Origin of the sequence: Staphylococcus borealis (assembly GCF_001224225.1) — a bacterium.
Taxonomy (GTDB): Bacteria; Bacillota; Bacilli; order Staphylococcales; family Staphylococcaceae; genus Staphylococcus; species Staphylococcus borealis.
Genome location: NZ_CUEE01000005.1, coordinates 154,802 through 170,912, shown reverse-complemented (window position 1 = coordinate 170,912; position 16,111 = coordinate 154,802). Strand labels below are relative to the sequence as shown.

Genomic DNA, 16,111 nt, shown 5'->3' with positions numbered 1-16,111 from the left:
ACTTTGAAAATTAACTATATAGTATCATATTATTTTTGTAATGTGTATAATTCCAAATTTAAAAAGTAGCGATATATCAATAAACATAAATAATAAGATAGCGTACATTTACAAAAGTAATAATCTATAAATGTTTTATTTAATATTGCAATTAAAAGAAAAAAGTGATAAATTTTTGTGTAAGCGGTTACACATAAAAGGAGTGGCAAAGTGAGAACGATTAAAGAAGTGGCTAAACAAGCAAATGTTTCAGTAGCCACAGTTTCAAGAGTGATTAATAAAAGTGGTTATGTTAAAGAAGCAACACGTAAAAGAATTGAACAAGTCATCAAAGACCTAGATTATTATCCAAATGAAACTGCAAGAACCTTATTCACTAAGAAATCTAAAACGATTGGACTGCTTTTACCAGATATGAGTAATCCATTTTTTACAATTGTTGCTAAAGGTGTTGAGGATACTGCAATTCAAAAAGGGTATCATGTCATGATTGGTAATGGTGAAATGCAAGAACATAAAGAACTTAACTATTTAACCACATTTAAAGTGAATAATTGCAGTGGCGTCATTGCTTCACAATTATCGACGCAATTTGCTTTTGATCAATTCAACTCCTATCAATTACCCTATGTTCTCATTGACCGCGTTACAGATAATCAACAATGTATCGAAGCAGATCATTATAAAGGTGGTCAATTACAAGCTGAGGCAATCATAGAAGGCAATGCGCAACGTGTATTAGTGCTACATCAAGACCTGAATTATCGTTCGTTTGAAGAACGATTCAACGGTGCAAGAACGACGTTAGAAAGTCAGGGCATTCAATTATGGATTGAAGATGAGCGTGATATTACTATGGATAAATTACAGCGTTACATTAAGTACAATGATATCGATAGTGTGATATGTAGCAATGATGTATCAGCACTGAAAATGATGAAATGGTTACATGATTTACATATTACTATTCCAGATGACATACAAGTCATTGGGTATGATGATATCCCGTTAGCTAAGCTATTTTATCCAAGTCTCACAACCATCAAACAGCCTGCATATGATATTGGTAAGCAAGCAGCATTAGGTTTGATTCAACAATTAGAACATAATGACATCACAACGAAAGTAGTATTAGATGTTGATTTAATTTATAGAGAATCTACAAGGAGGAAGACAAAATGACAAGTATTTATGTAGTTGGAAGTTTATCTATTGATTTAGTCGTTTCTACGAATCGAGTACCAAGTAAAGGCGAAACCGTACTAGGTGAGTCATTCTTTACGACACCTGGAGGCAAAGGTGCGAACCAAGCCGTAGCAGCTGCCAGACTTGGTGATGATGTGTATATGGTAGGACGCATTGGGGATGACGATTTTGGCAATCAAATTTTCACAAATTTAGAAGATAACCATGTTTTAACGACATTTCTGAAACCCGTTACACATTCGGCATCAGGGACAGCGCATATTACACTATCAGACAATGACAATAGCATTATTGTGGTGCCTTCAGCCAACAACTATGTGACTTCAGCGTATGCATTGGAAGCATTAAAACAAGCGCAAGCAGGCGACATTGTATTAATTCAACAAGAAATTCCTGCCGAAACAGTTAAAGACGTCATAACTTATTGTGATGATCATGATTTAATCTCAATTCTTAACCCGGCACCATTCCGAGAAGTAGAAGCAGAAGTCATTGATAAAGCGACATATATTACACCTAATGAAACAGAGAGTAACGCGATGTTCCAGACTAACATTGATGAAGCGTTAGCACATTATCCTAACAAACTGATTATTACATTAGGGGATAAAGGTGCTATGTATCATAACGGCACTAAAAAGGTTCATATCGCAGGATTTAAGCGAGAAGTTAAAGATACCACAGGTGCCGGAGATACATTTAATGGTGCTTTCGCAGTAGGATTACAAAAGGGATATTCCATCGCACAGGCCCTTACACTTGCGAATTTAGCAGCAAGTCACTCAGTAACAGGTATGGGCGCTCAAGGTGGTATGCCGACCTTTTCAGAAATAGAAGGTGAATTCGATGTATAAAACAGGCATATTAAACAGCGGAATTTCAAAGGTACTTAGCGACTTAGGACATACAGATCAAATTGTAATCGGCGATTGTGGGCTACCAGTGCCTAAAGATGTTAAGAAGATTGACCTAGCACTAACGTTAGGGAAGCCTAGTTTCCTAGACGTTTATGACGTCCTTAAGCAGCACATGGAAATTGAACATATTACGATAGCCGAGGAAATGGAAGTAAACAATGCACCTATTTATAAGCAAGTGACACATGACTTTTCAGACATAACAAAAGTCGATCATGAAACATTTAAAGCATTAACGAAGGATGCAAAAGCGATTATACGTACAGGTGAAGCAACACCATATGCAAACATCATACTTCAAAGTGGTGTCATATTTTAAGGGGTGAGATTAATGATTCAAATGACTAATATTCATAAAGCCTTTGGTGATAACGAGGTGCTTAAGGGTGTTGACTTTACTTTGAAACCAGGTACCGTCCATGCCTTAATGGGAGAAAATGGGGCTGGAAAATCGACGCTAATGAAAATTTTAGTAGGTATTCATAAGAAAGATCAAGGTGTCATGACGTATTCTGATGTTGAAATAGAATATAGTAATCCTAAAGAAGCGGAAGAAAAAGGATTAACCTTTATACACCAAGAATTGAATTTATATCCAGAATTAACAGTACTCGATAATTTATTTGTAGGAAAAGAAATCCGCAACAAAATGGGCATACTCAATACAAAAGCAATGAAACAACAGGCAGAACAAGTATTTAAAGAATTAGATTTCTACATTCCGTTAAATAAAGTAGTTAAAGATTGCTCGATTGGTGAGCAACAAATGATAGAAATCGCTAAAGCGATGATGACGAAAGCACAAATCATTATTATGGATGAACCGACAGCTACCTTAACAGACAAAGAAATCCGACGTTTATTCGATATGATTCGTAATTTAAAAGCAAAAGGTGTTGCCTTTGTTTACATTTCGCATAGAATGGCTGAAATATTTGAGATTTCAGATGAAATAACAGTCATGCGTGATGGCGTTTCTGTGATGTACGATGAAACACGTCATCTAACGTACAACCAAATTGTGAAAGCAATGGTAGGACGCGAATTAGATGAACAATTTCCACATAGAACGTATGAACCACAAGATATTATCTTAAATGTAAAACGTCTCAATAATCCGCTACATCATATTGAGAATCAATCATTTTATCTTAAAGAAGGTGAAATACTAGGTGTAAGTGGCTTGATGGGTGCAGGACGTACGGAAATGATGCGCAGTTTATTTGGTGTGGATAAAGCAGACAATGACATTGAAATTAAAGGTCAACCAGTGACGATCACGTCCCCAATTGAAGCGATGAAACATGGACTTGCTTTTATAACCGAGAATCGTAAGGAAGAAGGATTAATTTTAGACTTCTCCATTCAAGACAATATGGTGTTACCTTCGTTATTTAGCTTTTCAAAACATGGCATCGTAGACGATAAGAGTTCTGAGCAATTTGTTGATACGATGCGCAAAAGACTGAACATTAAATCGCCAGGCAAGCTACCAGCTGGTTCATTATCAGGAGGTAATCAACAGAAAGTCGTATTAGCTAAGTGGATTGGTACGGGTGCGCAAATCATCATATTGGATGAACCTACAAGAGGTATTGATGTTGGCGCTAAGAGAGAGATTTATCAACTTATGAATGAACTTACAGATCGTGGTGTGTCTATTATTATGGTCTCATCTGAATTACCGGAAGTCATTGGTATGAGCGATAGAGTGATGGTCGTGCATGAAGGTAATATCAAAGGAGATCTTACAGGAAATGAAATTACAGAAGAAAATATTATGACGTTAGCTACAGGGGGAACTTTAAATGAAACAGTTAACAGCTAAAACATCGTTCATGGAAAAGATTATTCCATTTATTGGTCTGATTTTATTAATTATTGTAGTGAGTATTTTAAATCCATCATTTTTAGATTTATCTAATTTACTCAACTTATTAAGACAAATTTCTATCAATGGTCTGATTGCCTTTGGGATGACATTTATTATCTTAACTGGTGGCATAGATTTATCAGTAGGTTCAATCCTTGCTTTATCATCTGCGTTTATTGCACTGATGATTACAAGTGGTGTTGATCCAATTATCGCCTTAATTATAGGTGTACTGATAGGTTTTGTTTTGGGTGCAGTCAACGGTTTACTAGTGACGAAAGGGAATATGGCGCCATTTATTGCAACACTTGCGACAATGACGATTTTCCGTGGATTAACATTAGTCATTACTGACGGCAATCCAATCACTAATTTAGGTGATAGCTATTTATTCCAACTATTTGGTAAAGGCTATTTTATTGGTATTCCGGTACCAGCAGTAACGATGATTATCGTATTTATCATTTTACTTATCATTCTTCAAAAAACAACGTTCGGTCGTCATACATATGCAATTGGTGGGAATGAGGTAGCAGCTAAAATTTCAGGTATTAAAGTGAATAAAATTAAAATCTTTATTTATGGTATTTCAGGATTAATGTCAGCGTTAGCCGGAGGAATACTAACATCACGTCTAAATTCTGCACAACCAACAGCAGGTATGTCTTATGAGTTAGATGCGATTGCCGCGGTCGTGCTTGGTGGTACGTCATTGACAGGTGGTAAAGGACGAATTGTTGGAACACTTATAGGTGTACTTATCATAGGTGTTTTAAATAATGGATTAAATTTACTCGGTGTGTCTTCATTCTATCAACAAGTCGTTAAAGGTGTAGTCATTTTAATTGCGGTATTAATTGACCGTAAAAAATAAGAGAAAGCAGGATAACAATATGAAGAAATTATTAGCCATTACATTAGCACTCGTCCTATTTTTAGCAGCATGTTCCTTAGAATCACCTTTGAAAAATGATAAAAATGGTAAAACAAATAAGAAAAAATCAGAGATTACAATTGGTGTAAGTATTTCAACGTTAAACAATCCATTCTTCGTTAAAATTAAAAATGGTATTGAAAAAGATGCCAAAGCACAAGGGATGAAAGTCAAAGTTGTAGATGCACGAGATGATTCAGCAAAACAAACGAATGACATTGAAGATTTAATTCAACAACAAGTGGATTACTTAATTGTTAACCCGACAGATTCAAGTGCAATCTCAAGTGCGGTAGAATCAGCTAATAACGAGGGGATTCCGGTAATTACGTTAGACCGATCTGTAGATAAAGGTGATGTAGCGTCATTTATTGCGTCAGATAACGTTGAAGGTGGTAAAATGGCTGGAAATTACTTGGTAGATAAAGTCGGTAAAAATGCCAAAGTGGGTGAACTTGAAGGTGTACCTGGGGCAAGTGCGACTAGAGAAAGAGGTAAAGGGTTCCACGACGTTGCTGATAAGCAGTTAAAAGTCATCGCCAAACAAAGTGCAAAGTTTGATAGAGCAGAGGGGTTAAATGTAACGCAAAACATGCTTGAAGCACACCCTGATATCCAAGCAATCTTTGCCCAAAATGATGAAATGGCTTTAGGTGCAATAGAAGCAATTGGTGGTAAGGATATTCAAGTCATTGGATTTGATGGTAATGAAGATGCGATGAAATCCATTAAAAATGGCAAACTAGATGCGACAATTGCGCAACAACCTGAACTTATGGGTAAAGAAGCAATTAAAGTAGTTAATGGTCTAATGAAAGGCGATTCTGTCGATAAACAAATTAAAGTGCCATTAAAGTTAAAACAAAGTAAGAGTTAACTAGAAAAAAAGAGCCTGGGACATAAATAATATAATGAAGCTATTTTGCAAATTCGCAGTAGCTGACTGAACTGAAAATGCGCTTAAATCAAGCTTTTTTCAGTTCTAGTCACCCTTGCGGGCGGGGCCCCAACAAAGAGAATTTCACTAAGAAATGCTACAAGCAAAGCAAGTTGGGAGAGAGACGACGAATTTAAAAAGAATTCTGTCCCACTCCCTACAAATATATATTGGCAGTAATTGACTGAACTGAGAGAGCATTTAATTCAAGCTTTTCTCAGTTCTAGTCATCTTTGCGGGCGGGGACCCCAGCAAAGAGCATTCCACCAAGAAATTCTACAAGCAAAGCAAGCTGGGAGTGGACGACGAATTAAAAAAAATGCTGTCGCATTCCCTTTTTATTCTGCAATAGAATGATGTGACAGTAAAAGGGCGTAAACAGTGTCTAAGTGAGGTGTATTGAGATTATAGTATCTCGCCTTGCTATAGATAAAGCCTTGAATGGCTTCAACTTCAAGCGGTTGGCTATTGATCACATCATAATACATACTCGTACCCATATGGTCAGGATAACCTGCATAAATCTGCATAATATCATCGACCAATGAATCAGGAAGCGTAATGCCCTCTGATAAAGCTACGTGTTGTCCCTCGTATAATAAGTTTTTACATAATTGTTCCACTTCTTTAATTTTTAAGATTTGAGCGGTATTATGACCAAGCGCAGTAATAGAATTAATGCCGAGGTTAACTAATAATTTATACCAAATTTTGTCTTCAATATGTTCTTCAAGTACGAGTTCAATTTTTGTGTGATCAAGTAACTGTTTTAAGCGCATTGTTTGAGCATCTTTTTGAACATGTAAACGATAATCACGAAAATGTACGACTTCGTTTCCCGACTTTTGGCCACTAATATAAACAACAGCTTGGTAAGTGTGTTGAAATGGAAGACGAGATAGTAGGCCGTAGCCATTTTGAGCTAAAATAAATAGCGTTTCGTCATGGGCTAAACGATGTAACTTTGGAATTAAATGATTAAGCTGATGTGTTTTGACAGCAATGATTATCACGTCAAAGGTCGACGTCACGTCATCTATATTAAATACTTCTACCGTTTGATTTGCGGGTTGAATGGTTATGTCTTTATTAGAACGACCAATTAGTGTGACGTTTGGTAACGATGTTTGTAGTTCATAGGCGATCGTAGTGCCAACCGCACCTGGTCCAATAACAGCAATTTGCATTTAAAACTTTCCTTTCTAGGTATTCTTACATATAATTATACGTATTATTATCGAACTTTTAATATAGGAGTTAATTTAAAAATGAAAAATTTAGCAAAATTAGTTGAAATGAAACAAGAGAAAACAAAAATTTCGATGATTACGGCTTATGACTTTCCAAGCGCAAAACAAGCACAAGATGCAAATATAGATATGATTTTAGTGGGTGATTCACTTGGAATGACAGTGCTTGGTTATGAGACGACAACACAAGTGACGCTAGATGACATGATTCACCACGGTAAAGCGGTACGCAGAGGCGCAGATGATACCTTTGTAGTAGTAGATTTACCAATTGGCGCAGTTGGTGTGAGTGACGAACATGATTTGAAAAATGCGCTCACACTTTATCAACAAACGAATGCGAATGCGTTAAAAGCAGAAGGTGCACATTTAGTTAATTTCATTAAGAAATCAACGCAAATTGGAATACCAATTGTAGCGCACCTAGGTTTAATGCCACAAAGCGTGGGTGTTATGGGCTATCGTTTACAAGGTAGTACGAAAGATGCAGCTGAACAACTAATTCAAGATGCACATGCAGTACAAGAAGCAGGCGCAGTTGCCTTAGTATTAGAAGCGATTCCTAGTGACTTAGCTGGTTTAATTAGTGACCAATTAGATATACCAGTGATTGGTATCGGCGCAGGAAAAGACACGGACGGTCAAGTATTGGTTTATCACGATATGTTGAATTATGGTGTAGATCGTTATGCTAAATTTGTGAAACAATTTGGTGATTTTTCAGTGGGCATTAAAGGCATCAAACAATATGATGAGGAAGTTAAGGCAGGCACGTTTCCAGCTGAAGCACACACGTATAAGAAAAAGATATTGAACGAGGTAAATGGTAATGACTAAAGTAATTCAAACTGTAGCTGAGATGCAACACATTACGCAAGAATTGAAACGTTCGGGTAAGACAATTGGTTTTGTTCCTACAATGGGCGCCTTACATGAAGGGCATTTAAGTATGATGCGTCGCTCAGTTGAAGATAATGATGTTACAGTGATTAGCGTATTCGTCAACCCACTACAATTCGGACCAAATGAAGATTTCGATGCGTATCCACGTCAAATTGATCAAGATGTAGCTTTAGTTGAAGCTATTCATGTGGATTACGTCTTTCATCCAACAGTAGAAGAAATGTATCCAGACGAATTAAGTGTAACATTGAAGGTGGGACGTCTAGCGGAAGTCTTAGAAGGCGCACAACGTCCAGGTCATTTCGACGGCGTTGTGACTGTCGTGAATAAACTATTTAACATCGTCAGTCCTAATAAAGCTTACTTTGGTAAGAAGGATGCGCAACAACTTGCAATCGTTGAAAAAATGGTTGAAGATTTTAACCATCCAATTGAAATTGTTGGTGTTGATATTGTACGTGAAGCGGATGGACTCGCACGCAGTTCACGAAATGTATATTTAACCGATGATGAGCGACAAGAGGCTGTTCACCTAAGTAAAAGTTTAGCATTAGCACAAACGTTATATAATCAAGGGGAACGTCGTAGTCATATTATTGTTGGTGAGATTAAGGCATATTTAACGGAACATACGCGTGGTCATATTGATGAAGTTGCAATTTACAGTTACCCCGGTTTAGAAGTTGCGACAGAAATACAAGGTCAAATCTTTATATCACTCGCTGTTAAATTCTCGAAAGCACGGTTAATAGATAATATTATTTTAGGAAGTGAATCGTAAGTTATGATTAGAACAATGATGAATGGTAAGATTCATAGAGCACGAGTAACAGAGTCAAATTTAAATTATGTTGGAAGTATTACGATAGATGCAGATATCTTGGATGCAGTTGATATTTTACCGAATGAAAAGGTAGCCATCGTGAATAACAATAATGGTGCCCGCTTTGAAACGTATGTCATTGCTGGTGAACGAGGTAGTGGCAAGATTTGCCTTAATGGTGCAGCATCTCGATTAGTTGAAGTTGACGATGTGGTGATTATTATGACTTATGTTCAATTAGATGAACGTGAATTAGTTGATCATGCACCGAAAGTTGCTGTGATGAATGAAAAGAATGAAATTATTCAAATGATTCATGAAAAAGAAGGCACTATAATTAAATAAATAAGTATGACGGCAGTCTAAAAATATTGAAATGATTACAATCCGGTAGCTTAAAAGCTATCGGATTTTTGTGTATATAGTGGAGCATAATATTATAAGTAATGCCTCTATATATAACTTTTATATAGTATAATAAAATTATATAAATTGTTTAGATTAGAGGGCTTGTTTATGAAAAGATTTATATTACTTAGCATCACATTTATGTTGATTTTAACAGCTTGTAGTACGAATGAATCGTCCAAGGAAGGTAAAACTAATTCACATTCGAAACAAACGGATACTAAGACAACAGAAGACAATAAAAAACAAAACAAGGTTGAAAGCAAAAAGAAGAATGAAGAAAAAACTAAAGATATAGTAGCTAACTTTTCGGAAAAGGAAAAATTAGCTTTAGCATTTTGTGTCGACCATGTCGACCAATATACATTAACTAAAAATGAAATTTTAACTGGATTTTATTTAGCTATAGCACCAGCTGGGGAGTATCATTATAAATTAGTCGATTTTACGTTAGTTAAGCATGATAAACCTGTTGTAAATGCGCCAAAAGATATGCATTTTTACACTGTATATCCTGATAAACGAAATTTTGCTGCAATCATCGGTGTGAATAATGAAAAGATATTCTTAGGAGGAACACAAGCCGCAATTATAGATTATAATGCATTGATGCAACATGGTAGAGAAGTGAATTTAAGCGATGTCTATTTAAAAAATAAACATAACAAAGCTTTGCCAGAATTAGTAAGTAAAATGCATATTGATAATAAGTATCCTAACATTAGTTATGATGAGAATGGCATCTCTTATAAACAGTTGGAGGGATTGGGTGCAATCCATTGCCCCTCTTTAGTATCTCCAAAACATTCATGTAAATTGCAATTTGATCCAATAGCACCTACATCATAACTTAATCCACTTTGATGTTCAGAAGTGCCAGGACGCGCACTATATCGATTCGCAGCTTGTTCGCCATCACGCGCAACATACTGCTGATACAAACTCACTTGTGTTTGGTAACTTCTGAAACCACTTATCTGATAAAGGTTTACACCCTCTTCGCCAGCATCAGCAAACATCCGTTGTAATGCACGTTGTGCTTTCGGATTTTCACCAGGATTGTAATCAGGTGGGAGCGTTGTTGTTTTATTAACAATTAAAATATCGTCATAATACGTTCGACCATTTTTGATTTCTTTCTTGTGTACATGATGAGTTGATTTTTGTGATGAATCATGATTATTTTTGCTTTTTGAGTCATGATTATCATGACATGCACATAAGATTAAAGTACTCAAAATTAAAATTGCAATAAGCTTTTTCACAATATAATTCCTTTCCCAAAAAAGTTTATTAATAGATTATTCTTACAATGTAAGATTAGCATAAAAAAAGAAATGAAATAAGATGTTAAATAACTAAATTACATACAAATTAGATTTTGACAAATGTAATAATATTTTGTAAATTGTAATTGAAGTGAAATATTATTCCTTTTAGAGGTGATGTTTATTGCATGGTAGTTTAATTTTTATTGAATCATCTTTAAGCGATTTAAACCCCTCGGAACGTAGAGTTGCTGAGTATATTCTTAAACATCCAGAAGAAATTATTAATTACTCAGTACAAAAGCTAGCCGACCTAACAAACGTAAGCGTAGCTACGATTGTTAGGTTATCTAAAAAGATGAAATGTAAGGGCTTTCAAGATTTAAAATTGAAAATCGCATTTGATTTAAATGAACCTGGGAAAGTACAACGCGATTATGCAGAAATTGATGAAGATTATTCAATTGAAGAAGTCACGCAATCAGTATTTCATAACAATACTAAGACTTTAAAAGACACAGAAAGGATTTTATCCACAGTTAGTATTAAGCAAGCTTTTGAATTAATTATCAATTCAAGAAAAACTTGTATTTATGGAATTGGTGCATCAGCTATTATTGCGCAAGATTTTAAACAAAAGTTAACGCGTATAGATTATTGGTGTGATGTAGGAAGTAGTTTTGATGAGCAAGTGACTTTAAGTGCTAACCTATCTTCTGAAGATGTTGTAATTGCAATATCAAATTCAGGTCAAACTAAAGATATAGTCTACGCTACGCAATTAGCTAAAGAAAAGGGTGCAAAAATTATTTCTATAACTAAATATGGTGATAATTCTATAGCTAAATTAGCAGATGTACAATTGTTTGTTAGTTCTTCCGAAAAAACGATACGAAGTGGGGCAATGAGTTCAAGAATTGCTATGCTAAGCATCATTGATATTTTGTATATTTGCATCGCTAGTGATGATTATTTAAGTAATCGCCAGAAATTAGAGAATACAAGAAATGCTATAAAAAACAATAAATTAAAATAGAGGAGTGTTTTAAATGAAAGTAATTATGGTTTGTTCAGGTGGAATGTCAAGTGCAATGGTAGTTGATTCAATTAAGAAACAAGCAGATAAAGAAAACTATGATCTTGAAATTAAAGCAGTAGGATCTGAAGAATTTGAAAATCAAATTGAACATTATGATTTAGGATTAGTTGCCCCACAAGTTAAACACCGTTTAGATAAATTTAAAAAAATGGGAGAAGAAGTTGGTAAACCAGTTGATGTAGTTGATCCAATGGGTTATACACCAATAGGTGCACCTAAAATTTTAAAACAAATTAAAGAATACGATAACTAATATACATGTTTAGGAGATGGTCTTATGCAAAAGATATTACAATGGCTTGAAAAAGTATTAATGACACCAATGGCAAAAGCATCAGAGCAAAGACATTTAGTTGCCATTCGTGACGGTATTATTGCAACATTACCATTGATTATCGTCGGTTCATTCTTCACTTTGTTTGCATCACCACCAATACCCTATCTCGCAGATTTAGTACAACCACATGCTGAGAAGATTATGATTGCAAATAGAATGACGTTGGGGTTAATGGCTTTATACGCAGCATTTTGTATGGGTTATAACTTATCAAAATCATATAAAATGGATGGTCTTTCAGGTGGCTTACTTTCATTAGCAACGTTCCTAATGATGAATATTCCATTGAATTTAGATGATAAATTAGCTAAAAAGGATGCCGTTGGATATGTATTGCCTATGGCAGATTTGGGAGGGTCTGGTTTATTTGTAGCTATCATTTCTATGATATTTGCAGTAGAAATAAGCAGATTAGTTATTAAATCTGGTTTTACTATTAAAATGCCTGAACAAGTCCCTAGTTCAGTTGCCAGATCTTTTGAGTCTTTAATTCCGGCTACTTTAGTTATTGTTATTTCATGGTTTATCCGTGTGATTTTAAATGTAGATTTAAATAAAATCGTTAACATGCTATTTGAACCACTCGGTAAATTTGCAGGAGATTCATTGTTAGGCGCTTTGATACCAGTATTCTTTATCGTTCTTTTATGGGCTGCAGGTATTCATGGTGTTGCTGTCATGGGTGCTGTTTTCCAACCAATTTGGTTCTCACTCTTAGATCAAAATATTGATGCTAAAGCAGCGGGAGAACAACTACCTAATATCGTTGTAGAACCATTTTTCCAATGGTTTGTCTGGATTGGAGGCGCAGGTGCGACGTTAAGTCTGTGTATATTAATGGTTTTCTCTAAATCAGAATATCTCAAAAAAGTAGGTAGATTCTCAATCATTCCAAGTATATTTAACATAAATGAACCTCTCATTTTTGGGACACCATTAGTAATGAATCCAATTCTAGCTTTACCATTCATATGTATTCCTTTAGTTTTAACTACTATTACGTACTTCGTTTTTAAATTGGGATTAATTGCAAAAATTACCATCTTAGCACCGTGGACATTACCTGGACCTATTGGTGCATTGTTTGCGACTAATGGAGATTGGAAAGCACTTATATTAGTATTAATCAATATCATTATTGCAATTGTACTTTATTATCCTTTCTTTAAAAAATATGAGCGTGAAATGTTAGCGCAAGAACAAAGTCTTAATGAAGATGCTACTGAAAAAGATTAGGAGAGGTAATTGCTATGGACAATAAAAATGAAACAGAGATATTTGAAATTATTGCACATGGAGGAAATGCAAAAAGTTTAGCTTATGAGGCATTAAATAGTGCTACTGAAGGCAACTTTGAAGAAGCGAAAAAATTTCTTGATGAATCAGAGAGAGAAATGGCAGAGGCTCATAAAACACAAACACGTTTAATACAAGATGAAATTAATGGTGAAAAAGTTGATACGTCGTTATTAATGATTCATGCACAAGATCATCTTATGACAGCATTAAGTGAAAAAAGTTTAATTGAAAAAATGATTGAGCTATACAAAAAGTTAGAAGAGAAGTGATTTTCCATGAGACTTTTATATATCCTAGGATTATTATTTTTAATATTTTTTTGCTTCAAGTTATCACAGTTGATTATTAAGAAGGTTGCAATTAACAGATGGTTACTTTTAATTATTATGCCATTTATTATTGGTATTCCAGTTTTAATCTTTGATGAGATTAATTCATTCGGATGGACCGTTATTTACGTGTTGATCATATTCAATAGTATTTTATTTTTTGAACAGTCAAGACAATTACTTGAAAATAAAAAAATTAAAGGCGTTATTTATAAATCTGAGGAGGGCAAGTAAATGCATCGATTAGGTATTTCAATTTATCCTACACAATCTGATCTAGAGAGAATGAAGAATTACATTGATACCAGTGTGAAATATGGCTTCAAACGTATATTCACTAATCTGCTATCGGTAAAACAGGAAGATCGTGAAGTTTTTGAGAAGTTTAAGGAAATAGTGAAATATGCTAATGAGAACGGTATGGAGGTCATAGCTGATATAAATCGAGAAGTATTTAAAGATCTTCAAATAGATAATTTAGACTTATCATTTTTTAAAGATTTAGGTGTATCTGGAATTCGAATTGATTCTGGATTTTCTGCTCAAGAAACAGCGAAAATGACGCATAATAAGCAAAATATGTCTATTGAATTAAATATAAGTACAAGTGCAACATTTATCAATGATGTATTAAATTTTAAACCTGATAGAGATAAGTTAATAGGATGTCATAATTTTTATCCACAAAAATATACAGGCATATCATTTAAGCATTTTAAAAAAACCTCAGAATCATATAAACAACATCAATTGACGACTGCGGCATTCGTAACATCTCAACACGGTAAAGTAGGGCCTTGGAAAGTAATGGAGGGGTTACCTACATTAGAAAGTCATAGAAATTTACCTATTGAAGTTCAAGCAAAGCACTTATTAATGACTGGATTAATCGATGATATTATTATAAGTAACGCATTTGCTTCTGAGGAAGAGTTATACGCATTATCTAAGATTAATTTATCAATGCCTACGCTTGATATAGAATTAAATCCTGAAATTTCTAGTTTAGAAAAAAAGATTGTGTTAGAAGAAGATCATTTTAATCGTGGCGATGTCTCAGAGTATGTTATTCGCTCAACAATGAGCAGAGTACATTTTAAAGATAAAGATTTCCCGCCTCATAATACTGCTGAGATTAAAAGAGGAGATATTTTGATTTGCAACGAAACTTATGGTCACTATAAGGGAGAAATGCAGATAGCACTTCAAAATATGGAAAATGATGGTGTAAAAAATGTTATAGGTAAAATAACTGAAAATGAACAATTTCTATTAGATATGATAGAGCCTTGGGAATCTTTCGTATTAAATGTGAAAGAATAGGATTGATATAACAATGAGTATTAATAAAAAATACTATATTGGTATTGATGGTGGAGGAACCAAAACAGAAGGTGTCATTGGTAATAATTATGGAGAAATTATTGGACATACTCTAGCAGAATCTACAAATATACAAGTTAAAGGTTTGGACACTGTTAAAGAGATATTAATGAATATGATATCTAATTTGAGAAAACAAGCAAAGATAGACTTAAATGAAATTGATACGATTTATTTATCATTAAGTGGTGCTGGGAGAAAAGAAGAAAAACATTTGATTATAAAATCATTGGAAGCGTACAAATTACATAAGATAAAAATTGTCGTTGAAAATGATGCTATATGTGCTTTGGCATCCGGGACATTTGGAGATTCTGGTATTGTGCTCATAGCAGGAACTGGCTCTATATCATATTATTTTAATAAAGAAACAAATGAAATGAATAGAGTCGGTGGATGGGGGTATTTACTAGGCGATGAAGGCAGTGGGTATGATATAGGCAAAAAAGCACTTACTGCAGTAATGAAAAATTATGATGGTAGAGGTCAATCAACTCAATTAACTGAAGCGGTTAAGCAACAATTAAACTTGATACAAGAAACAGAAATAATTCCGTTTGTTTATCAAAATATGGAAATGAGATCAGAAATTGCTTCATTAACTAAAGTAGTGTTTGAGGTTGCCAACAGTGGTGATATGGTTGCTAAAGATATCATTAGTAACAGTATGGATGCATTGATTGAATTAATTAATGGCGCGTTTCTTTCGGTTAATAAGGCACAATATCATCCACCTATTGTATTATGTGGAGGTCTATTCTCTAATATTCAGTTTAAAGAGACATTTATGAATAAATTAAAAAAAGTTTATCCGAGTAATGAAATTATAATACCTAAATTTCCCCCAGTGGTTGGAGCCTATACACTATCTTTAAGAGAAAATAGCGAAAATAGTTTTACTCATACAATTCAACAAACAATTGAACGTAGCTGGAAAGAGATTGATACATTAAGTTAAAAAAGAGAGAGTGGGACAGAATTCTTTTAAATTCGTCGTCCACTCCCAGCTTGCTTTGCTTGTAGAATTTCTTGATGAAATTCTCTTTGCTGGGGCCCCGCCCGCAAGGATGACTAGAACTGAGAAAAGCTTGATTTAAGCGCCTTCTCAGTACAGTCAGCTACTGCGAATTTGCAAAATAGCATTA

18 protein-coding genes are annotated in these 16,111 nt (G+C 34.5%); 16 read left to right on the top strand and 2 right to left on the bottom strand.

From position 1 onward, the window contains the following. The first annotated feature begins 210 nt into the window (after nt 1-210). The 6 genes from AK212_RS07815 to AK212_RS07790 are packed head-to-tail and all read left to right on the top strand — an operon-like array spanning nt 211 to nt 5,807. On the top strand, nt 211-1,182 hold the full coding sequence (locus AK212_RS07815) for a LacI family DNA-binding transcriptional regulator (protein ID WP_053030150.1): 972 nt from the start codon (nt 211-213) through the stop codon (nt 1,180-1,182). Then, a complete protein-coding gene (gene rbsK, locus AK212_RS07810) occupies nt 1,179-2,060 on the top strand; it encodes a ribokinase (RefSeq protein ID WP_053030149.1) in 882 nt (293 codons plus the stop codon). The genes AK212_RS07815 and rbsK overlap by 4 nt, the downstream gene beginning before the upstream one ends. Continuing rightward, on the top strand, nt 2,053-2,442 hold the full coding sequence (gene rbsD / locus AK212_RS07805; protein WP_053030148.1) for a D-ribose pyranase: 390 nt from the start codon (nt 2,053-2,055) through the stop codon (nt 2,440-2,442). Before rbsK ends, rbsD begins: the two co-directional genes overlap by 8 nt. A gap of 12 nt (nt 2,443-2,454) precedes the next feature. Beyond that, complete coding sequence (locus AK212_RS07800) at nt 2,455-3,951, top strand: sugar ABC transporter ATP-binding protein (protein WP_053030147.1); 1,497 nt, start codon at nt 2,455-2,457, stop codon at nt 3,949-3,951. Next, a complete protein-coding gene (locus tag AK212_RS07795; RefSeq protein ID WP_053030146.1) occupies nt 3,932-4,870 on the top strand; it encodes an ABC transporter permease subunit in 939 nt (312 codons plus the stop codon). The genes AK212_RS07800 and AK212_RS07795 overlap by 20 nt, the downstream gene beginning before the upstream one ends. 19 nt (nt 4,871-4,889) lie before the next feature. Further along, nucleotides 4,890-5,807 (top strand): D-ribose ABC transporter substrate-binding protein, encoded by a 918-nt coding sequence (locus tag AK212_RS07790; protein WP_053030145.1) that lies wholly within the window; start codon nt 4,890-4,892, stop codon nt 5,805-5,807. A gap of 398 nt (nt 5,808-6,205) precedes the next feature. On the opposite strand, the gene AK212_RS07785 is transcribed toward AK212_RS07790, so the two are convergent. Continuing rightward, nucleotides 6,206-7,054 carry an oxidoreductase gene (locus AK212_RS07785; protein ID WP_053030144.1) on the bottom strand — a complete coding sequence of 283 codons (849 nt, stop codon included), beginning with the start codon at nt 7,052-7,054 and terminating at the stop codon, nt 6,206-6,208. Between the two features lie 81 nt (nt 7,055-7,135). Here AK212_RS07785 and panB point away from each other — a divergent pair, with 81 nt between their 5' ends. The 4 genes from panB to AK212_RS07765 all read left to right on the top strand — a co-directional run bounded on the left by panB (nt 7,136) and on the right by AK212_RS07765 (nt 10,100). Beyond that, nucleotides 7,136-7,954 carry a 3-methyl-2-oxobutanoate hydroxymethyltransferase gene (panB, locus tag AK212_RS07780; protein WP_053030143.1) on the top strand — a complete coding sequence of 273 codons (819 nt, stop codon included), beginning with the start codon at nt 7,136-7,138 and terminating at the stop codon, nt 7,952-7,954. After that, nucleotides 7,947-8,801, top strand: a complete 855-nt coding sequence (gene panC, locus AK212_RS07775) for a pantoate--beta-alanine ligase (protein WP_053030142.1) — start codon at nt 7,947-7,949, stop codon at nt 8,799-8,801. The genes panB and panC overlap by 8 nt, the downstream gene beginning before the upstream one ends. A gap of 3 nt (nt 8,802-8,804) precedes the next feature. Further along, nucleotides 8,805-9,188 carry an aspartate 1-decarboxylase gene (panD, locus tag AK212_RS07770; protein WP_011274512.1) on the top strand — a complete coding sequence of 128 codons (384 nt, stop codon included), beginning with the start codon at nt 8,805-8,807 and terminating at the stop codon, nt 9,186-9,188. Between the two features lie 171 nt (nt 9,189-9,359). Beyond that, nucleotides 9,360-10,100, top strand: coding sequence for a hypothetical protein (locus tag AK212_RS07765; RefSeq protein ID WP_231119754.1), 741 nt, complete (start codon nt 9,360-9,362; stop codon nt 10,098-10,100). Here AK212_RS07765 and AK212_RS07760 read toward each other — a convergent pair. Further along, complete coding sequence (locus AK212_RS07760) at nt 9,998-10,516, bottom strand: M15 family metallopeptidase (RefSeq protein WP_053030141.1); 519 nt, start codon at nt 10,514-10,516, stop codon at nt 9,998-10,000. The genes AK212_RS07765 and AK212_RS07760 overlap by 103 nt on opposite strands. 187 nt (nt 10,517-10,703) lie before the next feature. On the opposite strand from AK212_RS07760, the gene AK212_RS07755 reads away from it, so the two are divergent. From AK212_RS07755 to AK212_RS07725, 6 genes are all read left to right on the top strand, one after another. Further along, on the top strand, nt 10,704-11,555 hold the full coding sequence (locus AK212_RS07755; protein ID WP_053030140.1) for a MurR/RpiR family transcriptional regulator: 852 nt from the start codon (nt 10,704-10,706) through the stop codon (nt 11,553-11,555). 13 nt (nt 11,556-11,568) lie between these two features. After that, nucleotides 11,569-11,871, top strand: coding sequence for a PTS sugar transporter subunit IIB (locus tag AK212_RS07750; RefSeq protein ID WP_053030139.1), 303 nt, complete (start codon nt 11,569-11,571; stop codon nt 11,869-11,871). Between the two features lie 24 nt (nt 11,872-11,895). Continuing rightward, a complete protein-coding gene (locus tag AK212_RS07745; RefSeq protein WP_053030138.1) occupies nt 11,896-13,191 on the top strand; it encodes a PTS sugar transporter subunit IIC in 1,296 nt (431 codons plus the stop codon). A gap of 14 nt (nt 13,192-13,205) precedes the next feature. Further along, nucleotides 13,206-13,523: a PTS lactose/cellobiose transporter subunit IIA gene (locus tag AK212_RS07740; RefSeq protein ID WP_053030137.1), complete on the top strand. Its 318-nt coding sequence runs from the start codon at nt 13,206-13,208 to the stop codon at nt 13,521-13,523. A 294-nt stretch (nt 13,524-13,817) separates the two neighbouring features. Further along, nucleotides 13,818-14,906: a DUF871 domain-containing protein gene (locus AK212_RS07730; protein ID WP_053030135.1), complete on the top strand. Its 1,089-nt coding sequence runs from the start codon at nt 13,818-13,820 to the stop codon at nt 14,904-14,906. 13 nt (nt 14,907-14,919) lie between these two features. Beyond that, a complete protein-coding gene (locus tag AK212_RS07725; RefSeq protein ID WP_053030134.1) occupies nt 14,920-15,924 on the top strand; it encodes an N-acetylglucosamine kinase in 1,005 nt (334 codons plus the stop codon). The last annotated feature ends 187 nt before the right edge of the window (nt 15,925-16,111 follow it).